Annotated in this window: 25 protein-coding genes; 17 read left to right on the top strand and 8 right to left on the bottom strand. The window is 69.6% G+C overall.

All coding sequences use genetic code 11. The features are described from left to right. The first annotated feature begins 53 nt into the window (after positions 1-53). Positions 54-683, top strand: a complete 630-nt coding sequence (locus tag JOD64_RS02455) for a VOC family protein (protein WP_204940689.1) — start codon at positions 54-56, stop codon at positions 681-683. A 130-nt stretch (positions 684-813) separates the two neighbouring features. Here JOD64_RS02455 and JOD64_RS33685 read toward each other — a convergent pair whose 3' ends face one another. Beyond that, positions 814-1,422, bottom strand: coding sequence for a TetR/AcrR family transcriptional regulator (locus tag JOD64_RS33685; RefSeq protein ID WP_204940688.1), 609 nt, complete (start codon positions 1,420-1,422; stop codon positions 814-816). 113 nt (positions 1,423-1,535) lie between these two features. Here JOD64_RS33685 and JOD64_RS02445 point away from each other — a divergent pair, with 113 nt between their 5' ends. Beyond that, the gene (locus JOD64_RS02445; RefSeq protein ID WP_204940687.1) at positions 1,536-2,546 is read left to right on the top strand and encodes an aldo/keto reductase; all 1,011 of its coding nucleotides are present in this window, start codon (positions 1,536-1,538) and stop codon (positions 2,544-2,546) included. A 32-nt stretch (positions 2,547-2,578) separates the two neighbouring features. Here JOD64_RS02445 and JOD64_RS02440 read toward each other — a convergent pair whose 3' ends face one another. Further along, a complete protein-coding gene (locus JOD64_RS02440) occupies positions 2,579-4,180 on the bottom strand; it encodes a helix-turn-helix transcriptional regulator (protein ID WP_204940686.1) in 1,602 nt (533 codons plus the stop codon). A 199-nt stretch (positions 4,181-4,379) separates the two neighbouring features. Here JOD64_RS02440 and JOD64_RS02435 point away from each other — a divergent pair, with 199 nt between their 5' ends. From JOD64_RS02435 to JOD64_RS02420, 4 genes are all read left to right on the top strand, one after another. Next, positions 4,380-4,640, top strand: a complete 261-nt coding sequence (locus JOD64_RS02435) for a hypothetical protein (RefSeq protein ID WP_204940685.1) — start codon at positions 4,380-4,382, stop codon at positions 4,638-4,640. A 15-nt stretch (positions 4,641-4,655) separates the two neighbouring features. Then, positions 4,656-5,789 (top strand): cupin domain-containing protein, encoded by a 1,134-nt coding sequence (locus tag JOD64_RS02430; RefSeq protein ID WP_204940684.1) that lies wholly within the window; start codon positions 4,656-4,658, stop codon positions 5,787-5,789. 73 nt (positions 5,790-5,862) lie between these two features. Beyond that, on the top strand, positions 5,863-6,849 hold the full coding sequence (locus tag JOD64_RS02425; RefSeq protein ID WP_204940683.1) for a zinc-dependent alcohol dehydrogenase family protein: 987 nt from the start codon (positions 5,863-5,865) through the stop codon (positions 6,847-6,849). Between the two features lie 175 nt (positions 6,850-7,024). Further along, positions 7,025-7,744, top strand: a complete 720-nt coding sequence (locus JOD64_RS02420; protein WP_204940682.1) for a hypothetical protein — start codon at positions 7,025-7,027, stop codon at positions 7,742-7,744. Between the two features lie 26 nt (positions 7,745-7,770). Here the strand turns inward: JOD64_RS02420 and JOD64_RS02415 are convergent, their stop codons facing one another. Genes JOD64_RS02415 through JOD64_RS02400 form a run of 4 tightly spaced genes read right to left on the bottom strand, consistent with a single transcriptional unit; the run spans position 7,771 to position 11,313 of the window. Next, a complete protein-coding gene (locus JOD64_RS02415; protein WP_307813179.1) occupies positions 7,771-8,385 on the bottom strand; it encodes a LutC/YkgG family protein in 615 nt (204 codons plus the stop codon). Beyond that, on the bottom strand, positions 8,382-9,857 hold the full coding sequence (locus tag JOD64_RS02410; RefSeq protein WP_204940680.1) for a LutB/LldF family L-lactate oxidation iron-sulfur protein: 1,476 nt from the start codon (positions 9,855-9,857) through the stop codon (positions 8,382-8,384). The genes JOD64_RS02415 and JOD64_RS02410 overlap by 4 nt, the downstream gene beginning before the upstream one ends. After that, the gene (locus JOD64_RS02405; RefSeq protein ID WP_204940679.1) at positions 9,854-10,564 is read right to left on the bottom strand and encodes a (Fe-S)-binding protein; all 711 of its coding nucleotides are present in this window, start codon (positions 10,562-10,564) and stop codon (positions 9,854-9,856) included. Before JOD64_RS02405 ends, JOD64_RS02410 begins: the two co-directional genes overlap by 4 nt. A 29-nt stretch (positions 10,565-10,593) precedes the next feature. Beyond that, on the bottom strand, positions 10,594-11,313 hold the full coding sequence (locus JOD64_RS02400) for a GntR family transcriptional regulator (RefSeq protein ID WP_204940678.1): 720 nt from the start codon (positions 11,311-11,313) through the stop codon (positions 10,594-10,596). 125 nt (positions 11,314-11,438) lie between these two features. On the opposite strand from JOD64_RS02400, the gene JOD64_RS02395 reads away from it, so the two are divergent. The 4 genes from JOD64_RS02395 to JOD64_RS02380 all read left to right on the top strand — a co-directional run bounded on the left by JOD64_RS02395 (position 11,439) and on the right by JOD64_RS02380 (position 14,731). Then, on the top strand, positions 11,439-12,278 hold the full coding sequence (locus JOD64_RS02395; RefSeq protein WP_204940677.1) for a fumarylacetoacetate hydrolase family protein: 840 nt from the start codon (positions 11,439-11,441) through the stop codon (positions 12,276-12,278). Between the two features lie 45 nt (positions 12,279-12,323). After that, entirely contained in the window at positions 12,324-13,088 is a 765-nt protein-coding gene (locus JOD64_RS02390) for an SDR family NAD(P)-dependent oxidoreductase (protein WP_204940676.1), read from the top strand. Between the two features lie 12 nt (positions 13,089-13,100). After that, a complete protein-coding gene (locus JOD64_RS02385) occupies positions 13,101-14,006 on the top strand; it encodes a hypothetical protein (RefSeq protein WP_204940675.1) in 906 nt (301 codons plus the stop codon). 236 nt (positions 14,007-14,242) lie between these two features. After that, a complete protein-coding gene (locus JOD64_RS02380) occupies positions 14,243-14,731 on the top strand; it encodes a hypothetical protein (protein WP_204940674.1) in 489 nt (162 codons plus the stop codon). 176 nt (positions 14,732-14,907) lie between these two features. Here JOD64_RS02380 and JOD64_RS02375 read toward each other — a convergent pair whose 3' ends face one another. Both JOD64_RS02375 and JOD64_RS02370 read right to left on the bottom strand, forming a co-directional pair. Next, entirely contained in the window at positions 14,908-18,123 is a 3,216-nt protein-coding gene (locus tag JOD64_RS02375; RefSeq protein ID WP_204940673.1) for a glycoside hydrolase family 97 N-terminal domain-containing protein, read from the bottom strand. Positions 18,124-18,283: 160 nt separating this feature from the next. Beyond that, positions 18,284-19,072 carry a FadR/GntR family transcriptional regulator gene (locus JOD64_RS02370; protein WP_204940672.1) on the bottom strand — a complete coding sequence of 263 codons (789 nt, stop codon included), beginning with the start codon at positions 19,070-19,072 and terminating at the stop codon, positions 18,284-18,286. Positions 19,073-19,207: 135 nt separating this feature from the next. On the opposite strand from JOD64_RS02370, the gene JOD64_RS02365 reads away from it, so the two are divergent. From JOD64_RS02365 to JOD64_RS02335, 7 genes are all read left to right on the top strand, one after another. Continuing rightward, a complete protein-coding gene (locus tag JOD64_RS02365; protein ID WP_307813177.1) occupies positions 19,208-20,494 on the top strand; it encodes an ABC transporter substrate-binding protein in 1,287 nt (428 codons plus the stop codon). Between the two features lie 75 nt (positions 20,495-20,569). Then, positions 20,570-21,520, top strand: coding sequence for a carbohydrate ABC transporter permease (locus JOD64_RS02360; RefSeq protein WP_204940671.1), 951 nt, complete (start codon positions 20,570-20,572; stop codon positions 21,518-21,520). Beyond that, positions 21,517-22,332, top strand: a complete 816-nt coding sequence (locus JOD64_RS02355) for a carbohydrate ABC transporter permease (protein ID WP_204940670.1) — start codon at positions 21,517-21,519, stop codon at positions 22,330-22,332. The genes JOD64_RS02360 and JOD64_RS02355 overlap by 4 nt, the downstream gene beginning before the upstream one ends. Positions 22,333-22,339: 7 nt before the next feature. Beyond that, entirely contained in the window at positions 22,340-23,488 is a 1,149-nt protein-coding gene (gene dgoD / locus JOD64_RS02350) for a galactonate dehydratase (RefSeq protein ID WP_204940669.1), read from the top strand. Positions 23,489-23,521: 33 nt separating this feature from the next. Further along, positions 23,522-24,751 carry a D-mannonate dehydratase ManD gene (gene manD, locus JOD64_RS02345; protein WP_204940668.1) on the top strand — a complete coding sequence of 410 codons (1,230 nt, stop codon included), beginning with the start codon at positions 23,522-23,524 and terminating at the stop codon, positions 24,749-24,751. Beyond that, on the top strand, positions 24,741-25,298 hold the full coding sequence (locus JOD64_RS02340) for a gluconokinase (RefSeq protein WP_204940667.1): 558 nt from the start codon (positions 24,741-24,743) through the stop codon (positions 25,296-25,298). Before manD ends, JOD64_RS02340 begins: the two co-directional genes overlap by 11 nt. A 165-nt stretch (positions 25,299-25,463) precedes the next feature. After that, positions 25,464-26,048: a sigma-70 family RNA polymerase sigma factor gene (locus JOD64_RS02335; RefSeq protein ID WP_307813175.1), complete on the top strand. Its 585-nt coding sequence runs from the start codon at positions 25,464-25,466 to the stop codon at positions 26,046-26,048. The last annotated feature ends 80 nt before the right edge of the window (positions 26,049-26,128 follow it).

Raw genomic sequence — 26,128 nt, 5'->3', positions numbered from 1 at the left:
GACACCCGGCAGAAAACGCAAGCAGTAGCGTGACGATCGAGAGGGAGGCTGCGATGAGCCCGAGGAGTGCCCAGGGCGACGCGAGCGGCATGTCGAGCATCAAGAGCATCGACGTGAAGCTCGAGGTGATCGTCATTCCGGTGTCGGATGTCGACCGCGCGAAGGCGTTCTACGTACGCCTCGGGTGGCGGCTCGACCAGACACCGCCCGGCATCGTCCAGCTCACGCCGCGCGGCTCCGGGTGCTCCGTGCAGTTCGGTCCAGGGCTCACCTCGGCGGCACCGGGTTCGGCCACGGCGTACCTGATCGTGTCCGACATCGAGGCGACCCGCAACGCCCTGGTATCGGCCGGCGTCGAGGTCGGCGACATCTTCCACGTCAGCCCGGACGGCCCGGTCGACGGGCTGGACCCCGAGCGACGCAGCTACGTCTCGCGGGCCACGCTTCGCGACCCGGACGGCAACACCTGGCTGATGCAGGAAATCACCGCCAGGCTTCCCGGGCGCATCGAGGGCGGCCTGACGTCCTTCGGCTCCGCGAGCGACCTGGCGAGCGCACTCAAGCGCGCGGCCGCCGCCCACGGCGAGCACGAGAAGCGCACCGGCGAGCGGGACGACGACTGGCCCGACTGGTACGCGAGGTACATGGTGAGCGAGCAGTCGGGGGCCAAGCCTCCCGAGTGAGCCTCGGCAACGCAGGGCGTCGGGTCGGTTGGCTCAGCACCACCGTATTCGTCACCTTGCCCGAGCCTGGTGATGTGTAGGTGCGGCCCGGTTTCTGGTGCGGGGGTCTCCTGACGTGCCGTCTGGGCGGTCAGCGCAGCCCGCGGATGAGGTTGGCGACCAGGGTGCGGGCGAAATCCTCGGTGAGCGGCAGGTCGGGCACGAGGAGCCGGTGGTAGCAGGCCCCCCAGAGCTGGTCGACGACGGTTTCGGGGTCGATGTCGGCGCGGAGCTGCCCGCGGGCCATGGCTCTGGTGAGGGCTTCGACGGCGAGGGCACGCCGGGGGCCGGAGTAACGCTGCCGGTAGGCGGCGGCCAGTTCGGGGTCGGTCTGCGCCTGCGCGATGAGTTGGCTGATGACCCGCCCGGCCGAGGTGTCCCGCATAAGGTGGACGAAGGCGACCATCTGGTTGGTGAGGTCGGCGACGATGTCGGCGGTGTCGGTGAAGGCCAGCGTGGGTGCGACGACGGTGAAGTAGCCGTCCAGAGCGAGGGCGCCCTTGGACGGCCACCACTTGTAGATCGTCATCCGGCTGGCCCCGGCGTGGGCCGCGACCTTCTCGATGGTGAAGCCGGCCATGCCCTCCGCCAGCAGGAGGTTGCCGGCGGCGGTGAGGATCTCGGCCCGTACCTGATCGGCGGGCCGGCGGCCCCGACCCCGGCGGGGTGGGGTGTTGGCATCAGGCGTGAGGTGGGCCACTGGTCCTCCGGTTATATGGACAGTGTGTCTTCATGCTGGTTATATGGACACAGCGTACACAGCGACTTCCCGCAGCCGCGATCCACCGCGGCGACGACCGAAGGAGACGAGACATGACGGGTCTACGACGGCGACGGTTGGGTGCCACCGGGCCAGAGGTGTCGATCATCGGGCTCGGCGCGATGGGCATGTCGGACCTGTACGGGCCGGCGGACGAGGCCGAGAGCGTCGCGACGCTGCACGCGGCCATCGACGCCGGCGTGAACCTGGTCGACACCGGCGACTTCTACGGCTCGGGTCACAACGAGATGCTGATCGGTCGGGTGCTGCGGGAGCGTCGCCGGGAGGAGGTGGTGGTCAGCGTGAAGTTCGGTGCGCGCCGGACGCCGGACGGCGGGTTCCAGGCGGCACCGTACGACGTGTCGGCGGCGGCGGTGAAGGACCGGCTGGCGTACTCGCTGCGCCGGCTCGGCACCGACTACATCGACATCTACCGGCCATCCCGGCTCAACCCGCAGGTGCCGGTGGAGGAGACCGTCGGCGCACTGCGCGAGATGCAGCAGGCCGGCTACATCCGGCACATCGGGCTCTCCGAGGTCGGCGCGGACACCATCCGTCGGGCGGCGGCGGTGGCACCGATCAGTGACGTCCAGATCGAGTACTCGCTCCTGTCCCGTGGCCCCGAGGCCACGATTCTGCCGGCGCTGCGGGAACTGGGCATCGGTCTGACCGCCTACGGGGTGCTGTCGCGAGGTCTGCTGAGCGGGCACTGGTCGGCGGATCGTGCGCTGACCGGCGGGGACTTCCGGGCGAACAGCCCGCGCTTCCAGGGGGAGCACCTGACCGCGAACCTGCGCCTCGTGGACGCGCTCGGCCGGGTCGCGCAGCGGCTGGGGGCGACCACCAGCCAGATCGCGATCGCCTGGGTGGCGGCCCAGGGCGAGCAGATCGTGCCGCTGGTCGGCGCGCGGCGGCGGGAACGGCTGGCCGAGTCGCTGGCCGCGGTCGACCTGGTGCTCGACCGGGAAGCGCTGGACGAGATCGAGCAGGCCGTGCCGGCCGGTGCCGCCTCCGGTGAGCGGTACGCGACGGCGATGATGGCCACGCTCGACAGCGAGAGGTGAGCCGGCCGGGATCAGGTCGGCTGGCCAGGTCCTCAGCCTGTTGTCGCCCGGTACCGGTCCCAGGCCCGCACCAACTGCATCCGGTTGTGGATGCCCAGCTTGTGGTAGATCGATCGGAGCTGGGTGTCCACGGTGTGGAAGGAGACGAAGAGGCTTCCGGCCGCCTCCTTCTTCGTGGCGCCGGCGGCGAGCATCTCGGCCACCCGCTCCTCGGCGGGGGTGAGCGTGAGCAGGCCCCTGCGCAGCGGCTCGTCGACCGAGGGTAGGCGGTGCCCGGTGGTGGCGAGCTCGACGCATCGCCGGTCGGCTGTCGACTGGTCGCCGGGGGCACCGATCCGGGCATAGAGGGCTGCCGCCTCGTGTGCGGCGTCCCGGGCCTCCGTGGGCCGCAGTCGGGCATCGTTCGCGAGGTCGAGCAACGCGTCGGCCAGCGCCGGCGACGCGGCGGTCGTACGCAGACCGTCGACCGCCGACCGCAGTGCGTCCGGGTCACGATCAAGTAGACCCCTGGTCTGCGCGGCCAGCGCATGCCAGAGCGGGACAGGGGTGCGCGTGGCCACCAGCTCGACCAGCTCGGTGACCCGACGGGCGGCGCGAGCGTCGCCCACCGCCACCGCCGCACGCACCAGTCGAGGGCCGAACTGGGGCACGGGCAGGAGTGCCCGGACCGACCGGTGCAGGTCGGCGACGACTCTGTTGAGCAGGCTCGCCGGCTCGCTGAGGGCGGGGTCGCGGACTGCGACACAGAGCGCCGATGTCCACACCGTACTGTCGGGCCATTGTTGTTGCGTGAGGCACCCGCCCAGGACGGCGCGCGCGGCGTCGTGGTCGCCACGGCGGTAGCGGACCTCGGCGATCACCGCAACCAGCAGGGCACGCACCTCCGGGCTGATGTCCGCCGCACCCGAGCCGAGCGTCGTGACGGCCAGCGCGGCCGCCTCGGGCAACTCGCCCACCGCGACCATGCGCAGGCAGTCCAGGGCGGTCAACCTGCTGCCGGCCGGGGTGTCGGGCGACGCCGTCTCGTCGGACGCGTGGCAGGTCGCGCTCCGCGCGTCTTCGTGCCGGCCCAGGCCGAGTTGCACCAGGGCCCGTTCGGCCCGGATGGACGCGGCGTCCCGCCGGGCCACCCAGGGGTCCGGGTCGAGGGCTGCCAGCACGGCGTGGGCCCCCGGTAGATCCCCGTGCGACAGCGAGCGGGCGGCCCGACCCAGGGCCAGGTGGTGAGCGGAGGAATGGTCACCCGATGCCGCGTGAGCGGTGCCCGCGTCACGGAGCAGGGCATCCGCGTCCGGATGGCCGGCACGCGCCGCGATCGCGGCGACCATGGCGAGCAGGGTGCTTCGGCTCCGGGCATCCAGTCTCTGGCGCAGTGCCCCCCGCAGCCCGGCGAGGGCGACCGACGGCTGCTCCAGTGCCGCGATCTGCGCCAGGCGACCGAGTAGCTCGGCCCGGTGGCGCTCGCCGCTACGATCCGCGGCGATTTCTGCCGCCAGGACGCGCAGGGCCTCCGCCCCGCGCCCGGCAAACCGGAGCTGATCCGCCACGGCGAACAGCCGGTGCCGTCGTTGCTCAGCATCGCCGGCGGTGTCGTCCGCTGGGAGTGGTCCGGCGATGAAGGATGATTCGGACAATGGCGTTCTCCCCGGTGGTTACCCGGCGCGTCGAAATGCCGTCCTGCGACCGAGCCTAGCCATGGCGTCCCGGGCGGGCGACCAGATCGACGAACCGGCGGGATTGCGGTGAATGGCCCACGCCGTCCGGGATCTGACCGTTCGTAATGGCGCGATCGCGTGATGCGACGACGCCGCCTCGGCCCCGATCATCGAATGCATGGCCCACTCGACCAACCTGCCCGGTGTCCGCCGGCTGCGGGTCGTACTCCTGGTCCTCGTCGTGCTCGCCAGCACCGGGGCGGGCGGACACGCCCCGCCGTGGACCCGCCTGGTGCTGGTGGCGACCGCGGTGGCGGTCCCCGCCGCGATCGCGGTCCAGCACGGTTGGCCGGCGGTACGCGCCCTGCTGGGGCTGCCCTCCCGGCTACGCCCGCGCGGCGGAAACGTTGCCTCGCCGAACCCGATCCGACCGGAGTGAGGAGACACAGCGATCATGGCGAACAGCGATCCCCAGCCGCGACGCGGCGACCAGGGCAGTGCGCCCTTCGCGGGCCGCAACGTCGAGGTCGAGCGGCAGAACCCCGATCTGTTGGTGCCGCCGACGACGGACAGCCGGCTGGTCCCCAACCTCAAGTTCTCGTTCTCGCAAGCCCACACCAGGGTGGAGAAGGGCGGCTGGACCCGGGAGGTCACCACCCGCGATCTGCCGATCGCCAGCCAGATGGCCGGCGTCCAGTTCGGCTTGGAGCCGGGCGCGTACCGGGAGATTCACTGGCATCAACAGTCCGAGTGGGCCTACATGCTCAGCGGTAGTTGCCGGATCAGCGCGGTCGATCACGAGGGTCGCAACTTCACCGAGGACGTCAAGGAGGGCGACCTGTGGTTCTTTCCGCAGGGCGTGCCGCACAACATCCAGGCGCTGGCCGACGGCGCCCAGTTTCTGCTCGTCTTCAACGACGGCGCCTTCTCGGAGAACAACACGTTCCTGCTCAGCGACTTCTTCGCCCACACGCCGCGGCACATTCTGGCGAAGAACTTCGGTTGGACGATGGAACAGATGGAGAACCTTCCCGAGCGGGAGAAGTACATCTTCCAGGGTGACGTCCCGCCGCCCCTGCAACAGGACCGGGTGATCAGTCCCACCGGTGACATCCCGCGCAGCTTCAAGCACCGGATGACGGCCCAGACGCCGCAGCGTTTCCGTGGTGGAACGGTCCGGATCACCGACTCGACCAACTTCGCCGCGTCCGTGACCACCGCCGCCGCCCTCGTCGAGGTCGAGCCCGGAGGAATGCGTGAGCTGCACTGGCATCCGACCACCGACGAGTGGCAGTACTACATCTCCGGCACCGGGCGGATGGGCGTCTTCGCGGCTCAGGCCGCCGCCCGGACGTTCGACTTCCAGGCCGGCGACGTGGGGTACGTCCCCTTCGCGTACGGGCACTACATCGAGAACACCGGCGACGAGCCACTGGTGTTCCTGGAGATGTTCCGGCATCCCCGCTTCGAGGACATCTCGGTGATGCAGTGGATGGCCAACACGCCCCACGAGATCATCGCGGACACGATCAACGTGTCGAAGTCCATTGTCGACGGATTGCCGAACAGCAAACAGACCGTGGTCTGAGCCCTCGCCGCCCAAGCTGCAGTTCCGACATGGCGTTCTCGCAACGCCTTGATTACCGGGAGTATGGACAGCCATGCGTGCTGCAGTGCTGCGGGAATTCGACGTCCCGCTGAGCGTCGAGGAGATCGACCAACCCAACCCCGGGGTGGGGCAGGTGCTCGTGCGGATCGTCGCCAGCGGGCTCAACCCGCTCGACACGAAGATCCAGGCAGGAAAGGCCGCGCACGCGCGCATCCAGTTGCCCGCGGTGCTCGGCCTGGACCTCGCCGGCGTCGTCACGGCGGTCGGTCCGGAGGTGGCCGGCTTCGAGCCGGGCGACGAGGTGTACGGGCTCTGCGGAGGTGTGGGCGACCTGCAGGGTTCTCTGGCCGAGTACGCCGCTGTGGACGCCCGGATGCTGGCCCGGAAGCCACGGACGCTCTCCATGCGGGAGGCCGCCGTGCTGCCGCTGGCGGCGATCACCTCGTGGGAAGGCCTGGTCGACCGGGCCGGAATCCGTGCCGGACAGAAGGTGCTCGTGCACGGCGGCGCCGGCGGCGTCGGCCACGTGGGCGTGCAACTCGCCCAGGCGCGCGGCGCCGAGGCGTACGCCACGGGCGGGCCGGCGAGCATGCGAGTGATCGAGAGCCTCGGTGCCGTGCCGATCGACTACACCTCGACCAGTGTCGAGGAGTACGTGGAGAGGTACACCGGGGGCGAGGGCTTCGACATCGTCGCCGACAACGTGGGCGGCTCGACACTCGACGCGTCGTTCGCGGCGGTGCGCACCTATCACGGGCACGTCGTCAGCGCGCTGGGCTGGGGATCGCACTCGCTCGCCCCGCTGTCGTTTCGTGCGGCGACCTATTCCGGTGTGTTCACCCTGCTGCCGCTGCTGACCGAGCGCGGCCGTGAACACCAGGGCCACATTCTGCGCGAGATTGCGGCGCTGGCCGATTCTGGTGCGCTGCGCCCACGACTGGACCCGCGCCCGTTCACGCTCGACACGGTCATGGACGCTTACGGCCTGGTCGCTGGCGGCACCGCCGACGGCAAGGTCGTCGTGGACGTCGCCGGTTGAGAGATGCCGTTCGTGCCCATCGCTCGAACACGATCAACTGTTCACGTCGCGGTCTGGTGCCGAACACCCTCGCGGGCCTGCCCGTTTCCGAGCGTCCGGCACGTTGGACACGAATCCTGTGGCTGCGATCCGGGAGCGCTTCTTGTCCCTGCACAGACGTCGTCGACGAGACGCGGTGAGGGTTCTCCCGTTGGCGGCGTTCGCCGTTGCCGCGTCCGTCCTGGCCCTGCTGGCTCCGGCGGCGGCGCACCCGTCCGGCGATCCGCAGACCGTGTCCACGGCGCGCGACGATCAGCGGCCGGAGGCCGTACAGGTGCGGTGGCGTGTCGGCGGGCCCGACGACCTGACGCTGCTCGGAGTCTTGCTCGGCCTGCTCCCGTCGGACCGCGTCCTGCTCGATGGTGCGGTCGACTACCGGACGACGGACCCGGCGGCGCTCGCATCGTCCGAGCAGTTCAGCGCGTACCTGCTCAAGCAGATCACGGTGGCTGACGGCAGTCGTCGCTGCCTCGGGGCGGTCGAACAGCCGAAAGCCTTGGCGAGGGCCGGTGTGACCGTCGACTACACCTGTCCCGGGCCGGTCGACACGGCCACTGTCGCGGTGCGGATGCTGACCGACCTCAACCCTGCCTACCGTGCGGCGGCCACCGGACCGGACGGGCAACGCGCGGTGTACGGCTCAGGCGCGGAGTCCCACGACTGGATCCTTTCCGGCGTACCGGCCGCTGCCAGCACCGGCACCAGCAGGGGACGCAGTGCCGCCGTCCGGATCGCCGCCGTCGCTGGCGGTGCACTGCTGGTCGCGACCGGGGCGCTGCTGGCGTCGCGGCCACTGCGACGACGCCGGGCCGTGGGCGAGGCTCGCAGTGTTGAGCAGGTGTCGCCAGGTTCCTGAGGTCCAGTCGAGCCGTCGCCGGCTCGTCAGCGCCCCAGGGGATCGTCGAGCCCGACCAGGACGACTTCCAGCCGGCGTGGGCCGTGCACCCCCTCCACCCGGTTGAGTTCGATGTCGCTGGTCGCCGACGGGCCCGAGATCCAGGTCTGTGGCGCGCGCGGGTCCAGCCGGGCCAGCGCCTCCGGCAGCAGGCCGACGACCTGGTCGGTGCGGACGACGCAGATGTGCCGGTCGGGCACCAGAGTGAGCGCCCGCCGCCCCTGCGCCGGACCGGTGTCGAGGATGATGGTGCCCGTGTCGGCGACCGCCACGGCGCAGCCGGTCAGGACCGCGTCCACGACGTCAAGCTCGGCCGGTGACAGCGGGGGAGCGTCGCGGCGCACCTGCCCGGCGTAGCCTGCCAGCCAGTCGGCGGGGATGTCGGTGGGGACGGCGAGCCGGTCGACCTCGGCCAGTAGTCCGGCGAGGGCGTCGATGCCTCGGTGGACCACCGCCCGGTAGTCCTCCAGGCGGTCGATCAGGACCTCGACCAGGTCGGGGCGATCGTGGACCCGGCGGTATCGGCGGGGCACGTGCACCGGCGGCGGGCTGTCGGCCAGGGCCGTCCGGAGCCGCGCCAGGATCTCGTCGCGTGCGGTCACTGCTTCTCCCACCATTCCCGGAAGGTCTGTGGCGCGGGCAGCGGTAGGTCCCGCGACCGGGTCCACGCCGAGGCAGGCCAGGGCAGCCGGCGCAGCGTGCGAGCACCGCTACGCCGTTCGCGGTACGCGCCGAGAGGTCCCGCGCCGACCCGGGCCAGGCGCAGGGCGGTGGCCCATCGCCGTGGGCTGCGCATGACCCACGCCAGGACGCGCATGGTGGCCTTCTCCGCCACCGGATGCGGTGCCTGCTGGCGTAGGTGGACCAGGATCTCCGGGATGTTGATTTTGACTGGGCACACGTCGTAGCAGGCGCCGCAGAGGGTCGAGGCGTACGGCAGGGAAGCGTTGTCGGCCACGCCGGTCAGCTGGGGCGACAGGATCGCGCCGATCGGCCCCGGATACACCGAGCCGTACGCGTGGCCGCCGGCCCGTTCGTACACCGGGCAGACGTTGAGGCACGCCGAGCAGCGGATGCAGGACAGCGCCGGCCGCCCGACCGGGTCGGCGAGCACCGCGGACCGGCCATTGTCGACCAGCACGACGTGCACGGCCTGCGGGCCGTCATTCGGGGTGACGCCGGTCCACATCGAGGTGTACGGGTTCATCCGCTCGCCGGTCGAGGATCGCGGCAGCAGTTGCAGGAAGACCTCCAGGTCGGTGAAGGTCGGCAGCAGCTTCTCCACGCCGACGACGCTGATCAGCGTCTCCGGGAGGGTGAGGCACATGCGGCCGTTGCCTTCGGACTCCACGACCACCAGCGTGCCGGTGTCCGCGATGGCGAAGTTCGCGCCGGAGACGGCGACCCGGGCCGAGAGGAAACGTCGTCGCAGGTGGGCGCGGGCCACCTCGGCCAGCGCGGCCGGTTCGTCGCTCAGGTCGGGCGGCGCGTCGGGCATGCGACGCTGGAAGATCTCCCGGATCTGCGCCCGGTTGTAGTGGATGGCCGGCACCAGGATGTGCGAGGGGGTGTCCTCGCCGAGCTGCACGATCAGCTCCGCGAGGTCCGTCTCGTACGCGGCGATCCCGGCCGCCTCCAGGGCCTCGTTGAGCTCGATCTCCTGGGTCGCCATCGACTTGACCTTCACGACCTCGTCGGCACCGGCGGCCCGGGTCAACGCGACCACGATCCGGCAGGCCTCGGCCGCGTCGCGGGCCCAGTGCACGGTGGCGCCGGCAGCGGTGGCGGACGCCTCGAACTGCTCCAACAGCTCCGGCAACCGGCGTTGGACGTCCGCCTTGATCGCGGAGCCGGCGTCCCGCAGGGCCTCCCAGTCGGGCACCTCGTCGACGACCCGGGCGCGCTTGGCGCGGATGGTGCGGGTGGCCCGGTGCAGGTTCGCCCGCAGTTGTGCGTCGGCGACGGCCGGCTTGGCGGCAGTGGGGAAGGGCAGCGGCGTGCGGATCCGCCCGCTTCCGGTGGCGGGCGCGGCCGCCCCGCCGGTGCCGGACCGGTCGACGCCGGGACGGTTCATGAGGTTGCCCCTGTCGCAGCGAGTATCTCGGCGTAGTGCATGGCCCGCACCCCCGACCGGTGGCGGTCGAGGCCGCCCCCGATGTGCGCCAGGCAGGAGTTGTCGGCGGCGGCGAGCACGCGTGCTCCGGTCTCGCGGACCCGGGCGCACTTGTCGGTGAGCATCGCGCCGGAGACAGCCGGGTTCTTCAGGGCGAACGTGCCGCCGAAGCCGCAGCACTCCTCGGCGTCACCGAGCTCGACCAGCCGGATCCCGCGCACCTGGCGCAGCAGCTTCAGCGGCCGGTCGCCGAGCCGCAGCATGCGTAGGCCGTGGCAGGTGGGGTGGTAGGTGACAGTTTCGGGGAACTCGGCACCGACGTCGGTGACGCCGAGGACGTCGACGAGCAACTCGGACAGCTCGAAGGTGCGGGCGGCCACCGACGTGGCCGGCGGGTGCAGGCGGGGGTACTGGTCGCGGATCATCGCCGTGCACGACCCGGACGGCGCGACGATGGCGTCGTACCTGTCGAAGACGTCGACGTAGTTGCGCACCATCGGCATCGCCTCGGCGCGGTACCCGGTGTTGGCGTGCATCTGCCCGCAACAGGTCTGACCGGTGGGGAAGTCGACGGTGTGGCCGAGCCGCCGCAGGATGCGGGTGACCGCGATGCCGGTGGCCGGGTATGCGATGTCGTTGACGCAGGTGATGAAGAGGGCTATCCGCATGCGGCTCCTCGGATGTGTCGGGGGTGGGCTCACACCGGGTCGTGCGGTGCTGCGGGCGCGGGAAGCCGGTCGAAGGCGGGTAGGTGGCGCTCCCGGGCGGCGCTCAGGTGGGCCCGCATCGCATCGGTGGCGGCCCGGGAGTCGCCGGCGATGATGGCGGCGGCGATGCGCTGGTGCTCGATGTTGGTGTCCGGGGCGCCGGTGGGCGGAAAGTACAGCCGGTGCAGGTGCAGGTGCGAGTGCAGCCGCGTGATGCTGTCGCGCAGCAGTGGGCTGCCGGCGACCTCGGCGATCAGGTCGTGGAACTTCGCGTCCAGCGTGGTGAAGGCGGCGTGGCGGCGGTAACCGTCGCCGGCCTCCACGTCGATGTTCGCCCCAGCCTCGGCGCCGATCCGTCGCCGTTGCTCAGCGGAGGCGTGCGTGGCGGCCCGGCCGGCGGTGGCGCCCTCCAGCAGCAGGCGGACGTCGAACAGGTCGTCGAACTCGGCGCGGCTCAGCAACGGCGTGGTGGTGTAGCCGGACAGCGGGCGTTTGCGGACCAGTCCGTCGGCCTCCAGACGGGCGAGGGCCTCGCGTACCGGGGTGGGGGAGACGTCCAGCTCCCGGGCGAGCGCATCGATGTTGACCCGCTCGCCCGGGGGAAGGATGTGGTCCATGACCAGGGTCTTGATCGACTCGTAGACATCCTCGGCGAGGGTGAGTCGTCGAGCGGGACGGATTCGGCCCTCGCGAGCTTGCTGCTGGGCCATCGCGTCTCCTAGAGAACCCCTTGACTGTGCGCGTGTGAGCGAGTACACACTAGCAACGCAACATCCTATAGGAAATAGGTTCGTCGCCGACGTCCGATTCGTACCCATGCACTGGAGGTTGGTTCGTGAGATTCATGCGCGTCGGGCTCGTCGGGCAGGAGCGCCCCGTGCTGTCCGTCGACGGGCGGCACTTCGACCTCTCGTCGCTCACCGCCGACATCGACGGGGAGTTCCTCTCCGGTGGGGGCGTCCAGCGGGTCCGCGAGGCCACCGACCTGCCCGAGATCGACGTCACCGGTCAGCGGGTCGGGGCGCCGATCGCCCGCCCCGGGGTGGTCCTCTGCGTCGGGCAGAACTACGCCGCGCACGCCGCCGAGTCGGGTGCCGAGCCACCGACCACACCGATCATCTTCTACAAGGCGCCCAACACGGTCGTCGGCCCCTACGACGACGTCCTGATCCCGCGCGGATCGGCGAAGACCGACTGGGAGGTGGAGTTGGCGGTGGTGATCGGCCGTCGGGCCCGCTACCTCGCCTCGCCGGCCGACGCCGTCGCGCACATCGCCGGGTACGTGCTGTCCAACGACGTCTCCGAGCGGGACTTCCAGCTCGCCGCCTCGGGCGGCCAATGGTCGAAGGGCAAGTCCTGCGAGACGTTCCAACCCCTCGGCCCGTGGCTGGTCACCGCCGACGAGGTCGGCGACCCGCGGGCGCTGCGGCTGCGGTCCTGGGTCAACGACGAGCCCCGGCAGGATTCCAGCACGAAAGACATGATCTTCGACGTGGCGTACCTGGTCTGGCACCTGTCCCAGTACACCGTCCTGGACCCGGGCGACGTCATCAACACCGGCACCCCCGAGGGGGTTGCGCTCTCCGGCCGCTTCCCGTACCTGGCCGCCGGTGACGTGATGGAGGTCGAGATCGACGGCCTCGGCCGGCAGCGGAACACGCTCAGGAACGCCTGACGGCGGTACGGCAACTCGCAGGACCACTCGGGATGGGAGAGAAGCATGCGGTGTGACGGCCTCGTGGCGGTGGTGACCGGAGGTGGCTCGGGGATCGGGCAGGCCTGCGTGCGGGCGTTCGTGGCCGCCGGCGCCCGGGTGGGCGTACTGGACCTGAACCTGTCGGGCCTGCCCGACGATCCTCGCGTGCACGGCGTCCGGGCGGACGTGGCCGACCGGTCCTCGCTGGGTGGGGCCGTCGCCTCGGTCGCCGACGCGTTCGGTGGCATCGACATCCTGGTCAACAACGCCGGCATCTCCGCCGTGGGCACCGTGGAGGAGGACGACGACGAGCAGTGGAGCAGGGTGCTCGACGTCAACGTGACCGGCGTGGCCCGAACGAGCGCCGTCGCCCTGCCGTACCTGCGCCGGTCGTCGTCCGCGGCGATCGTCAACATCTCCTCGATCGCGGCGACCGTCGGCCTGCCCCGGCGCGCCCTGTACTCGGCGTCGAAGGGCGCCGTGCACGCCCTCACCCTCGCGATGGCCGCCGACCTGGTGACGGAGGGGGTCCGGGTCAACTGCGTCGCCCCCGGCACCGTGGACACGCCCTGGGTGACCCGCCTGCTCGCCGGCGCGGCCGACCCGACGGCGGAGAAGCGGCAGCTCGCCTCCCGCCAGCCGACCGGGCGCCTGGTGACCGCCGACGAGGTGGCCGCCGCCGTCGTCTACCTCGCGTCGCCCACGACCGGGTCGGTGACCGGGTCGTCGCTGGCGGTGGACGGTGGCATGTCCGGGCTACGACTACCCAGCGTCAGATCGGGCGCGTGACATGATTGCGCCATGGGGAAACAGCAGGACGTCGGCGAGCCCGACCATCAGAGCGGGTCCGACACCACAGCCCACCGTCCGATCGGTGGCGGCGCTGACGCACGGCTCGCCCTCGCACAGGACCCCACAACGCCACAGATGACCCTTATCGACCTGGCTTCCGACCCGTCGCCGGTGGTCCGCAAGGCGGTCGCCGCTCGGGCCGACGCGCCCGCGCAGGCGCTGCGACCGCTGACCCGGGACCATGATCGTCAGGTGCGGGAGGCCGTGGCGAGAAACCCCTCGACCTCGCTCGCCAACCTCATGCGTCTGGTCAAGGACGCCGACCGGTGGGTCCGTTGGGCGGTCGCCGCCAACCCGGCCTGTGACGAGTCGATCCGCCGGGTGATGTCCGAGGCATCGGACAAGGAGCTGCGTGGTCTCCTCGCGGAGAGTCGCGAGCTGGAGCCCGAGTTGGCCGCCAAGCTGACCGACGACGTCTCACCCGAGGTACGGGAACGACTCGCCACCCACACCCACGACCCGGACGTGATCACCACCCTGCTGGCCGATCGCACCGCACGCGTACGCAAGGGGGTTGCCCGCAACCCGCGGACCACCGCCGAGCAGCGCAGCGCGCTCGCCGCGGATCCGGTGGTCGACGTCCGTGTCGCGCTGGTGCGTGCGGTCGAGCTGGGCGAGGCCGATCTGGCGCGCCTGGTCGACGACCGTGCGGTGCAGGTCCGACTGGCGATGGCGACGTCCGAGGTCGTCCCGTCGCACATCCGGCAGACGCTCACTCGTGACTCCGACGAGATGGTGGCCAGCGCCGCACGGGACTTCCGCCCGGGGTCCGGCACCTCGTCCGCCGTGCGGGCTCCCCGCATCGCTCACCGGCCCTCCGCCGCCGGCGCGGGTCGGCGGGGCGGAGCCTCCTAGGTCCGGGGCAACCCGGACGGACCCGGCCTGTCACCCCGCTGGACGGCGGATGTGCCAGTGAGCGGTATGACTCACAGGTATAAATATTCCGCTGAGTCATATCGCCGCTCGGGATGTCCGCTCCAACCGCGTCCCGGGCCGTGCGGAACGGAGAGTACAACTTCGGTACTCGGGGTGGCCTTGAAGCATTACGCAATAGGGATGCGTTATCACCACCGGTCAGCCAGCATGACGGGGTGCCTGACCTTGTGTGGGACCACGTGAAGAACTTCTTCGACCCGAACCTGATGGGTGCGTTGCCGGACGTTCGTGTCGAAGATGCTTCGGTGCAGGACTGGCAGGCGGTGTTCGACCTCGTCCAGACGCAGGGCTGGAAATGGGAATATCGAGTGGGTGACAGGGTCGTACCGCTTCCTCCAGCAACCGATGTACTGGCTCGACTTGCTGACGACGAGCTGCCGATCTTGCAGGTGTGGCCGACACCGGGTGTCCTGGTCAACTTCTGGCCATACTCGGCGGTCGAGATTGACTTCGACATCGACCTGCGGGAGTTGCAGGGCCAGCAGCGGCTGGACATGCTGTGCCGGTTTTTCGCAGCGATCGGGCGCAGGTTGGGCAAGCCGGTCCTTATGACTCCCGAGGGTAGCCACCAGCATCCGGTGCTCGGATTTGATGTCGAAGCCGACCATGTCGTGTTGCTGGCCGATCCACGTTTGACTGGTTAGAAACAACGTTGCCAGTTGGCACAGCACGAAACGGCGAGCTGATGGGTTACCAGCGTGCGGTGCCGTGGGTACAGTGGGCACGACGGCGGCCACCGATCCGCGATGCACCTCGCGGTGTCGCTGGCCCTCCAGACAGCAGGGCCGGCCCTGACGGGCCGGCCCTGCTGTCTGCTACCTCATGATTGCGTGACGACACCCAGGTCTGGTTCGAGGGTGATCGCGTCGACGTTGACGTTGCCGTTGTCGGTGGGGCCGAACACGAGGTTGACCGAGTCGCCCCGGGCAATCGGGAGCTTGACGGTCTGCTCGGACCAGGTCGGCCAGGTCGGCAGGGTCGGCATCTGGACCTGGACCGACGCCGCTCCGCTGCTCAGGGTCATCGTCTGGGTGGCACCCATGGCGTTGCCGAAGCGCAGTCGAACCGTGTAGTCACCGTCGCCGGAGACCGGGGCGTTGAACCGTAGGCCGCTGTTCTGGGTCTTGAGGCAGGCCACGAAGCCGGTGCCGGTGTATCCGGCGTGGTTGGTGCGCAGGCATGCCTCACCGAGCAGTTGCGCGGCCTCCGCCTGGAGGGTGCTCGGCCTGGCGGTGAGCGCGGCGGTGGAGGCGAGCAGCTTCGCCGCGACCTCAGGGGCGATCTTTCCGGCCGGGGCGGCCGTCACGAGGACGCCGAACCGGCCGAGGGCGTCCCGCATCGCGGTGGTGTCGTTCGCCGACGCGGACCGGGTCGCGGTGGCGATCTCGCCCAGGAGCCGCCGGGACAGCGCGGGCTCGATGGTCTGCAGGTCCGCGGCCAGTCGCACGTTCCTGGCGATGGCGAGCAGCCCGCGCGCAGGCCCGAGTCGGACGGTGAGCAGGTCGTCGATCGCGGTACGCGCCGTCAGGGTCACCTCTGCCAGCGGCTGACCATAGAGATCCAGGCGGAGGTTCTGCAGAGCGCGCAGTCGCCCGGTCACGTCACCGCTGTCCAGCGCGGACTCGGCCTCGGTTGCCCGCTGCCGCAACGTGCTGAGCGCTGCCTGCGTCACCTCGCCAGACTTGCGCAGCTGTTGGAGGAGTCGCTGCATGGAGCGAGTCTGCGGCACCCGCACCTGCTTACCGTGCTCGCCGGTCGGTGCGCCGACGGCGACCTTGAAGTCCTGGTCGGGGACCTGAGTCGCGGGCAGGGTCAGCTCCACGGTGGTGCTCGCGGCGCCGGCGACGCGAACGGTCCGCGTCTCGCCGACAGCACGACCGTCGACGAACAACTGGGCGGGGAAGGCCGCCACGGTGCTTGCGGGGTTGGTGAGTGACGCGGTCACGGTCAGGCGCTGTGTCGTCTCGTCCAACGTCGCCTGAGCAGCGCCGAACTTCGCGCGGGGCGCGGCGTACCAGTCGAGGTCACGCAGATCCCCGGCGGAGGCGGGCCGGATCCGGACCGCCTGGCCACCGCCGGCGACCATGGACATGCTGAGGTCCGTCGACGGTCGAACGAGAACCTTGCGGATCTCGACGGGCAGCGGGTTGCCGCGCCAGGTCGTCTCGGCGGCGTCGGCGTAGATCTCCGCCACGTACGAGCCGCGGGACAGGAACGACAGCGGCATCGTCAGGGTCCGGTCGTTCTCGTCGGTGATCGCGCCGACGTACCAGGTGTCGCCGTGTCGGCGTGCCGTCGTGGTGTAGTCGCCGATGGCGCTGTCGAGCACCCGGCTCTCGTCCCAGGTGGTGGGCAGGTCCTTCAGGTACGCGAAGCCGGGGTGCGCGGCGTAGTTCTCCGGAGTGTCCGCGAGCATCTGGAGCGGGCTGTAGAAGATCGTGGACAGCGCCAGCTGGGCGGTCGAGGTGGTCTGGACGCGGGTGCCGAGCTTGGCCGGATCCCAGGTCACGTTCAGCACACCGGGGGTGTAGTCGGCCGGGCCGCCCATGAACCGGGTGAACGGCAGGATGGTGGCCTGCGCCGGCGGGTTGCCGTTCGCGCCCTTGTAGTTCTGCTGCTCCATGCCCGCGACGCCCTCGCCGCTCATCATGTTGGGGTAGGTACGCGCCAGGCCGGTCGGTTTGATCGACTCGTGGGCGTCGATCGTGATGTGGTGCCGGGCCGCGGCGTCGATCACCCGCTGGTAGTGGCGGACCGCCTCCTGGTCGAAGTGGCTGCGGTTCACCCCGCCGAGCAGGAACTTGGTGGCGTAACCGGTCTTGATGGCGTGGATGCCGAGCGCCTCGTACCGGGAGAAGATCTCCTCCATGTGCTGGTCGTAGTAGTCGACATCGCCCCGGGTCTCGTTGTGCGCGATGTACTCGACGCCGTTCTGCTTGGCGTAGGCGAGCACCGCCGGCAGGTCGAGGTCGGGCTGCGGGGTGAGGAAGTCCTGGTTCGTCCAGTTGCCACCGGCGTTCGTGTTCCAACCCTCGGCCAGCACGAACTTGGAGCCGGCCCGCTTCGCCAGGTCGATGTACTGCTTGAGGCGAGCGGTGGTGGCGCCGTGGGTCGGGCCGTACGTCCAGGTGGTCTGGCGGCGCTGCAGTTCCCACCAAACGCCGACGTAGGTGGCGGGCTTGATCCACGACGTGTCGTCGGCGCAGATCGCGCACGGGTCGTTGAGGTTCTCGATGAGGTGGGACTCGGCCAGGTCACCGGGTCGTTCCCCGATGGTCAGGGTGCGCCAGGGGGTGGCGAAGTCGCCGCGCAGCTTCGCCTTCGTGCCGTCCGGGAGGCTGATCAGATCACTCGAGAACCGTCCCGGCTGACCCGGCACCGCCTTCAGCGTCATGCTCGGGTAGTCGGTGAGGTCGGCCTCGTGCACCACCAGGTACGACTTTCCGGACGCCACCGTGATGGGGGTCTGCGCCGTCGGCACCGCCGACAGGGGCTGGTCGCGGTAGTGCTGTTCGTCGGCGTTCCAGTCTTTTCCGGCGGCGATGGACCAGCTCCGCGCGGCCGGGTCCAGGGTGAACTCGGTGCGCTCGGCGGTCACCGTGTAGTCGTCAAGCCCCGGTTGGGCCGGTATGTGGTAGCGGATCCCGACGCCATCGTCGAAGAGGCGAACGACAATATCCAGGCGGAACCCGGTGCCCGCCTGCACGGCGTGGACCGTGAGCTCACGAGCGTGGTTGCGGACGGTGCTGTCCGTGCCCCAGAGCGGCTTCCACGTCTCGTCGATGGTGCGATGCTGGACGGAGACGATGCTCATCGCCTCGGTCAGGCTGGGACGCCCGGCGAGGTCGAGGCCGAGACCGGAGGTGCCGACGGTCACCTTCCCGCGGTTGGTCACGCTGTACGCGAGCCGCCCACCGTCGTCGCTGACGGCGACGCCCAACGTTCCGTCGGGAGACCGCACGGTCTGCCCGTCATCGGCGGTCAGCGCGTCGTTCACCGCAGCGGTCACCGGCTCGGCGGCTCGCGCGGGTGCCATGAGAAGCCCGGTTGAGACCGCGAGGGCTGCCGTCACCAGCAGGCCCAATCTCCGTGTCAACCCTCGACCAGCATTGTGCATCCGTCTGTCCCATCCTTGCCCGAGGCCGTGATCCGGCCGCAACACCTGGGGACCCTAGATCCAAATGATCATGCTCCGGTCACCGGGTGGTCGTCGGACCGCCGTCTGTGCTTATGTCGGCCATGTCGGTCTGCTCCCACAGCGACTTCATCTCGTCGAAAGCCTGCTCCATCAGCTGCACCATCGCCTGCCGGGCGCGTTCTCCGTCACGCCGCTGGATCGCCTGAGCGACATCCGCGTGCATCTGGAGAGCCTGCTCGTGCGGGTGGTGCGGCATGAGGTGGTGCTTGTGCCGGCCGGTGAGCACCTCCGCGACCAGCTCCTGAAGCCGGACGAACATCTCGTTGCCGGAGGCGAGCAGGACGCGCCGATGAAACTCGATGTCGAGGTGCAGGAAGCGCTCCTCGTCACCGGCCTTGCCGGCCGCCCACATCTTCGCCGCCAGTCCGACGAGATCGCTCGCTTCGTCGTGGCCGATCCGGTGGGCGGCCAGTAGGGCCGCGTGCGGCTCGACGGCGGTGCGCAGTTCGGTGATCGACCGGAGTTGAGCCATCCGGCCAGCTGAAGCGAGACGCCAGCGGATCACCTGCGGGTCGAAGACGTTCCATGCGCTCGCTGGTCGGATCATCACCCCCACCCGGCGACGTGCCTCGATGAATCCGATCGAGGCCAGGACCCGCAGCACCTCGCGGACGACGGAGCGGGACACGGCGTACCGGTCGACCAGCTCGTCGATGTTGAGGACCGATCCCGGTGCCAGCTCGCCGCCGCAGATGTCGGTGCCGAGGTGTTCGAGGACGCGGGCGTGCAGCCCGGCCTCGGCAGGGAGGGTCTGAGCGGCTGCAGCCTCTGATGAGGACGGTTCCACTCAAAGATCGTATCAGTTGCATCAAGCTATTGAAATAATCCGGTTTTTCGGCCTAGCATCCCGATGTTAAGCGGATGTAACACCGAGGTAGCGGCTCCCTCGGGGGCGGCGGCCACGACAGAAGGTGAGACAAGCGTGCGACGTCGATCGATAATCGGCACTTCTCTGGCCGTGGTCACCGCCATGAGCCTGGGCGCCTGTGGTGGCGGCGACAGCGGCGAAGGCTCGAAGACCCTTCGCGTGACGCTGGTGAACCACGTGTGGACGGAGAACATCAAGAAGGCCCTGCCGGAGTTCGAGAAGCAGTCCGGCCTCAAGGTCGAAGTCACCCAACTCGGCGAGGACCAGCTCTCCGACCAGTACAACGTCAAGCTCAATGCCGGGTCCAGCGACCTCGACGTGATGATGTACCGACCCCTGCAGGAGGGGAAGCAGTTCGGTAAGAACAAGTACCTCGCCGACCTGAGCGAGAAGGCCAAGTCGGACAGCGCCTTCGAGTTCGGTGACTTCCAGGCCGGGCCGGTGCAGGCGACCACCTATGACAACAAGGTGGTCGGGCTGCCGATCATCACCGAGCAGGAGGTCCTCTACTACCGTAAGGACCTGCTGGCGAAATCCGGCTTCACCGCGCCGCCCAAGACCCTCGACGAGCTCAAGGCGCAGGCGGCGAAGGTGGAGGCCGACAACCCGGGCGTCGCCGGCTTCGTCGCTCGGACCGGCAAGGCCGCCGCCGTCACGCAGTTCTCCAGCTTCCTCTTCAGCTTCGGTGGCGACTTCGTGGACGCCAGCGGAAAGGCCACGGTCAACACCGAGCAGGCCAAGCAGGCGTACGCCTACTACGGCGGCCTGCTCAAGGACCACGGCCCGGAGAACATCAGCACCGACATGAGCTGGTCGGAGGCGATGGCGATCTTCACGCAGGGCAAGGCCGCCTTCTACACCGAGGCCAACTCGCTCTACAAGAACGCCACCGACCCGACCAAGTCCAAGGTCGTCGACACCGTCGGCTTCGCCGCCTTCCCCGCCGGCCCGGCCGGTTCGAAGCCGTACAACATCCCCTCCTGGGCGCTCGGTGTGAACGACAACTCGGAGAACAAGGACAACGCCTGGAAGTTCATCCAGTGGGCGGCCGGCAAGGAGCAGGCGCTGGCGCAGCAGGTGGCCGGCGTCCCGGGCGCTCGTACCTCGGTCTGGGCCAACCCGGCGGGCACCGCCTCCTACCCGAAGGACCTTGCCGAGGCCAACACGGTCAGCACCGCCAACGGCGTCGGGCACGACCGTCCGCTGGTGGTCAAGGTGGCTGAGGCGCGGGAGATCGTCGGCCAGCCGATCGTCGACGCGATCACCGGCAAGGACGCCGCCAGCTCGGCGGACGCGGCGAACACGGCGTTCCAGAAGTTCCTCGACGACGAGGCGAAGTAACCCAAGGCGCTGGGCGGCGGAGCCGACGGGCTCCGCCGCCTCGCCGGGACCTGGCCCCCGACCCCGGAGATCTCAATGTCAGCCGTCATCACACCCCGCACCGATTCGCCCGAGGCCCCCGCGGCGTTCCCGGAGACGTCGGCCTGGTCGCGTTGGGCCAACGAACACCGCAAGTGGCTCTTCGCGGCACCCGCCATGGCGTTCGTCGCCGTGCTGATCATCTTCCCGGTGGCGTGGACCGGGTATCTGAGCCTGACCGACGCCGAGGGTTCGGTACGCGCCGAGTCCGAGTTCATCGGATTTCAGAACTACCTCGACGTGCTCACCGACACCGACCGGTTCTGGCCGGCGGTCTGGCGTACCGTCCTCTTCACCGGCGTCGTGTTGTTCTTCGAGGTCGTCCTCGGCATGGCGATAGCCCTGCTGCTGTGGCGGCCCTTCCGCGGTGAGAAATGGGTCCGCGTCGCGATCCTCCTGCCGCTGGTGGCCACTCCGGTCGCGGTCGGCATGATGTGGCGCCTGATCTTCGACCCCAACATCGGGATGGCGAACCAGCTGCTCGGCTGGATCGGGATCGGCCCCCAGCCGTGGCTGGCCGGTCAGCACTCGGCCCTGCCGACGACGATGTTCATCGACATCTGGCAGTGGACGCCGATGGTCGTTCTGATCCTGCTCGCCGGGCTCACCGCACTCTCCGACGAGCCCCAGGAAGCGGCCCGCATCGACGGTGCCAGCAGTTGGCAGCGGTTTCGGCACGTCACCCTTCCGCTGCTGATGCCCACGGTGATCGTCGCCATCCTGCTGCGCGGCATCGACGCGCTCAAGACGTTCGACATCCTCTACGCCACCAAGGGGCGCGGCGGTGGGTCCTTCCACGAGGTCGAGACCCTCAACGTGTACGCCTACGGTCTCAGCTTCGACTACAACGACTACGGCGTCTCGTCGACAGTTCTCATCATCTTCTTCCTGATCATCATCGGGGTGATGTGGGCCCTCACCTATCGCAAGAAGGGGCTGGGCCGATGAAGCCGAGCAAGCCGTACCGGGTGTTCCGCACGTCAGCCCTCGTCGTCGTGGTGTTCGCGCTGATGGCGCCGCTGCTCTGGATGATCGCCGCGTCGTTCAAGACCAACGTGGACATCTACGACACCGCCAAGGCGTTCGTCTTCTCGCCCAGCCTGAAGAACTACGAGACCGTTCTCCAGCAGGCGAACTATCTCCAGTTCATCGGCAACAGCCTCTGGGTGGCGTTCGCGGCCACCGTGCTCTCGCTGCTGCTCGGGGTGCCCGCCGCCTACTCGATGAGCCGCTTCAACATGAAGAACTCTGCGCTCGTCGTGCTCATGGCGCGGGTGATCCCCGGCGTCTCGCTCCTGGTGCCCTGGTACTACGTCTTCTCGAACCTGAAGCTGGTCGGCGGGTTCAGCGTGCTGATCCTGAGCCACATGTTCGTGTCGCTGCCGCTGATCGTCTACATCATGATGGGCTACTTCGACGGCCTGCCGACCGAGTTGGAAGAGGCGGCGCTGGTCGACGGGCTGACCCACATCGGCGCGTTCCGGCGGATCACCCTCCCGCTGTCGGTGCCCGGCGTCGCGACGGCCGGCATCCTCTCGTTCATCTTCTCCTGGAACAACTTCATGTTCGCCCTGGTGCTCTCCGGTTCCGACACGAAGACGCTCCCCGTCGCGATCTTCGACTTCGTCGGCTACGCCAGCATCGACTGGGGCGGCCTGATGGCCGCCGCGACGGTGGTCACCCTGCCGATCATGCTGATCGCCCTGTTCGTGCAGAAGTACGTCGTTTCCGGCCTCACCGCCGGTGCCACGAAGGGCTGACAACTCCATGACGAAGATCGCAAAGGTGGAGACCTTCCTGGTCGCACCGCGCTGGCTGTTCGTCCGGATCGAGACGGAGTCCGGCATCGTCGGGTGGGGCGAGGCGACCTGCGAGGGCCGGTCCGAGACCGTACGCACGGCCGTCCATCAACTCAGCGAGCTGTTGACGGGTCGGGACGCGTTGCGCATCGAGGACCACTGGCAGGTGCTGACCAAGGGCTCCTTCTACCGGGGCGGCCCGATCCTCGCCAGCGCGGTGTCCGGTCTGGACCAGGCGCTCTGGGACATCGCCGGCAAGCACTACGGCGCCCCCGTGCACCAACTGCTCGGTGGGCCGGTCCGGGACCGGATCCGGGTCTACGGCTGGGTCGGTGGCGACGAGCCCGCCGAGATCCGCGATCAGATCAGCGCCCGGATCGAAGCGGGCCTGACCGCGGTGAAGATGAACGCTTCCGGGCCGATGAGTGCGCTCGCCTCGGTCGCCGAGCTCGACGCGGTGGTGCAGCGGGTGGCCGCCGCCCGCGAGGTCCTCGGCGACGACCGTGACGTCGCGGTCGACTTCCACGGGCGATTCACCCTCGCCAACGTCCGGCGGGTCGCTCCGCTCCTGGAGCCGTACCGGCCGTTCTTCCTCGAGGAGCCGGTGGTGCCGGAGAACTCTCATCTGATCGGTGAGGTCGTCCGTTGCACCACCACCCCGGTCTCGACCGGAGAGCGGCTCTACAGCCGGCAGGAGTTCCTGCCCGTGTTGCAGGCCGGCATCGCCGTGGCCCAGCCGGATCTCGCGCACGCCGGCGGCATCACCGAGGTCCGCAAGATCGCCACCCTGGCCGAGGTGTACGACGTGCAGCTGGCCCCACACTGCCCGCTCGGGCCGATCGCCCTCGCCGCCTGTCTCCAGGTCGGCTTCGCCACACCCAACTTCCTGATCCAGGAACAGAGCATCGGCATCCACTACAACCTGGACGCCGAGGTGCTCGACTACTGCCTCGACAAGACCCCACTGACCTTCGTCGACGGGTACGTGTCTCGGCTGACCGCACCCGGTCTCGGCATCGAGATCGACGAACACGCGGTGCGGACCGCGGACAAGCGCGGGCACGCCTGGCGCAGCCCGACCTGGCGGCACCCCGACGGCTCCTACGCGGAGTGGTGAGTCCACCCGACCGGTAAGAACGAAAGGCACCCCGTGAAGATCGTCGCAGCAGACATCATCGTGTCCAGCCCCGACCGGAACTTCGTCACCCTGAAGATCACCACCGATGAGGGCATCACCGGTCTGGGCGACGCCACGCTCAACGGCCGTGAGTTGTCCGTCGCCTCGTACCTGCGGGACCACGTCGCCCCGCTGCTGATGGGCCGGGACCCGCACCGGATCGAGGACACCTGGCAGTTCCTGTACCGGTCGGCGTACTGGCGTCGTGGACCGGTCACCATGGCTGCCATCGCCGCGGTGGACGTCGCGCTGTGGGACATCAAGGCCAAGGCGGCCGGCATGCCGCTGTACCAACTGCTGGGCGGCGCGTCCCGCACCGGCATCATGGCGTACGGGCACGCGTCGGGGCGGGACATCCCCGAACTGTTCGACTCCATCCGCCGCCACCTCGACGAGGGATTCCGATCGATCCGGGTGCAGACCTCGGTGCCGGGGATCAACGCGGTCTACGGTGTGGCCGCACAACCCAGCGCCACCGGGCAGCGCTACGACTACGAACCCGCACAGCGCACCCCGCTGCCTGTCGAGGAGGACTGGGACACCCGCGCGTACCTGCGTCACCTGCCCTCGGTCTTCGAGGCGGTGCGCAACGAGTTCGGCCCGGAGTTGCCGCTGCTGCACGACGGTCACCACCGCATGACCCCGATCCAGGCCGCGAAGCTCGGCAAGGCCCTCGAACCGTACGACCTGTTCTGGCTGGAGGACTGCACCCCGGCGGAGAACCAGGAGGCACTGCGGCTGGTCCGCCAGCACACCACCACCCCACTGGCGATCGGCGAGGTCTTCAACACGGTCTGGGACTACCAGACCCTGATCCGGGAGCAGTTGATCGACTACGTCCGGTCCGCCGTCACCCACACCGGCGGCATCACCGCCATGCGTAAGCTGCTCGACTTCGCCGCCCAGTACCAGATCAAGTCCGGCATCCACGGCCCCACCGACATCTCGCCGGTGGGCATGGCCGCGGCGCTCCACCTGGACCTGGCCATCCACAACTTCGGGATCCAGGAGTACATGAAGCACACCCCGCTGGCCAACGAGGTGTTCCGGCAGTCGTTCACCTTCACCGACGGTTACCTGCACCCGGGCGACCAACCGGGACTCGGGGTGGAGCTCGACGAGGAGGTTGCGGCGCGGTTCCCGTACGAGCCGGCGTACCTGCCGTTCAACCGGCTCAAGGACGGCACGGTTCATGACTGGTGAGCGGCGCAGCGGCGACCAGCCCACCCGGCACGTCGTGGTGATGGGCGTTTCCGGGGCCGGCAAGACCACCGTGGCGCGAGGGATCAGCGCGGCGACCGGGTTGGAGTTCGCCGAGGCGGACGAGTTCCACTCCCCGGAAAGCGTGGCGCGGATGCGTTCCGGCGTGCCACTGGACGACGCCACCCGCTGGCCCTGGCTGCGGGACGTCGCCGCCTGGGTGGCCGAGCGCGGCGCGGAGGGCCGGTCGACGGTGCTGGCCTGCTCGGCGCTGAAGCGGTCATATCGGGATGTGCTTCGTCAGGGCCCGCTCCGGGTGGACTTCGTGCACCTCGACGGGCCGGCCGAGGTGATCCGGGCCCGGATGGCCCGGCGGGAGGGGCACTACATGCCGGCGAGTCTGCTCGAATCACAACTCGCCACTTTGGAACCGGCCGAGCCGGACGAGTCGGTGCTCGTGCTCGATGTCTCGCTCTCCCCGCAAGCCCTGGTCGCGGCGGCCGTCAGCGGCCTCGGCCTGCCCGTCTCGGCCGGGCTGGGGGAGCGGTAACCGCGGTATCCAGGACCAGCCCGTCGCAGGCTGATCAACCGAAGGGGGACTCCCGGGAACTTTTCCGGACCGGTGTCCGACAACCAGGGTGCGCGGTTGACCGGCACGATTCGACGACGGCATCTCGGCATGGAGGAGCGCCCGTGGCACCCAGGACGGTGGTCTGTGCGCAACGGCGTCGGTGACGACGACCAGGTGACCCGGTGGGCGCAGGAGGCAGGCCAGGGCGACCGGCAGGCCGGCACGGCGTTCATCCGGGCCCTGCAGGCTCAGGTCTGGCGGTTCCTGTCGCACCTCGTCGGGCCGGGCGAGGCCGACGACCTGACCCAGGAGACGTTCCTGCGGGCATTTCGCAACCTGCCCGGATTCGCCGGCCGCTCGTCGGCCCGGACGTGGGTGTTCACGATCGCCCGGCGCGTTGCCGTGGACCACGTCCGGACGGCGGTGGCCCGGCCAAGGTCGGCAACGGTCCCGGACTGGCAGGCCGCGGCCGAGGCCGCCGGCGCGATCACGGCCGGCGCCGACGAGGGAGTGACCCTGCAGCAGTTGATCGCCGGCCTGACCAGGGAGCGGCGCGAAGCGTTCGTCGCCACCCAGGTGCTCGGCCTGTCCTACGCCGAGGCCGCAGACCTCTGCCAGTGCCCCGTCGGCACGATCCGCTCCCGTGTCGCCCGGGCACGCGAGGATCTCGTCGCCGCCTGGCAGGCCGACACCGGCCCGAGCCATGGGCGACGAACCGGCTGGGGGTGAATGCTGCCGCAGCAGGGGCACGCCGTCGTGCACGGCTGCGTTTCCAGGCCGTCGGCGACCGGGAGACGACCGGATGAGAA

The sequence above is a fragment of the Micromonospora luteifusca genome, assembly GCF_016907275.1.
In the GTDB taxonomy this organism is placed as follows: domain Bacteria; phylum Actinomycetota; class Actinomycetes; order Mycobacteriales; family Micromonosporaceae; genus Micromonospora; species Micromonospora luteifusca.
This window is presented reverse-complemented; position numbering and strand designations above follow the sequence as displayed.

Excerpts from the sequence above, each read along its gene's own strand:
- JOD64_RS02435 (WP_204940685.1), top strand. The coding sequence starts at position 4,380 with ATGGCCCACTCGACCAACCTGCCCGGTGTCCGCCGGCTGCGGGTCGTA.
- JOD64_RS02405 (WP_204940679.1), bottom strand. The coding sequence starts at position 10,564 with ATGCGGATAGCCCTCTTCATCACCTGCGTCAACGACATCGCATACCCG.
- JOD64_RS02430 (WP_204940684.1), top strand. The coding sequence starts at position 4,656 with ATGGCGAACAGCGATCCCCAGCCGCGACGCGGCGACCAGGGCAGTGCG.
- JOD64_RS02385 (WP_204940675.1), top strand. The coding sequence starts at position 13,101 with ATGGGGAAACAGCAGGACGTCGGCGAGCCCGACCATCAGAGCGGGTCC.
- dgoD (WP_204940669.1), top strand. The coding sequence starts at position 22,340 with ATGACGAAGATCGCAAAGGTGGAGACCTTCCTGGTCGCACCGCGCTGG.
- JOD64_RS02410 (WP_204940680.1), bottom strand. The coding sequence starts at position 9,857 with ATGAACCGTCCCGGCGTCGACCGGTCCGGCACCGGCGGGGCGGCCGCG.
- JOD64_RS02360 (WP_204940671.1), top strand. The coding sequence starts at position 20,570 with ATGTCAGCCGTCATCACACCCCGCACCGATTCGCCCGAGGCCCCCGCG.
- JOD64_RS02375 (WP_204940673.1), bottom strand. The coding sequence starts at position 18,123 with ATGGCACCCGCGCGAGCCGCCGAGCCGGTGACCGCTGCGGTGAACGAC.
- JOD64_RS02355 (WP_204940670.1), top strand. The coding sequence starts at position 21,517 with ATGAAGCCGAGCAAGCCGTACCGGGTGTTCCGCACGTCAGCCCTCGTC.
- JOD64_RS02390 (WP_204940676.1), top strand. The coding sequence starts at position 12,324 with ATGCGGTGTGACGGCCTCGTGGCGGTGGTGACCGGAGGTGGCTCGGGG.
- JOD64_RS02425 (WP_204940683.1), top strand. The coding sequence starts at position 5,863 with ATGCGTGCTGCAGTGCTGCGGGAATTCGACGTCCCGCTGAGCGTCGAG.
- JOD64_RS02340 (WP_204940667.1), top strand. The coding sequence starts at position 24,741 with ATGACTGGTGAGCGGCGCAGCGGCGACCAGCCCACCCGGCACGTCGTG.
- JOD64_RS02445 (WP_204940687.1), top strand. The coding sequence starts at position 1,536 with ATGACGGGTCTACGACGGCGACGGTTGGGTGCCACCGGGCCAGAGGTG.
- JOD64_RS02400 (WP_204940678.1), bottom strand. The coding sequence starts at position 11,313 with ATGGCCCAGCAGCAAGCTCGCGAGGGCCGAATCCGTCCCGCTCGACGA.
- JOD64_RS02455 (WP_204940689.1), top strand. The coding sequence starts at position 54 with ATGAGCCCGAGGAGTGCCCAGGGCGACGCGAGCGGCATGTCGAGCATC.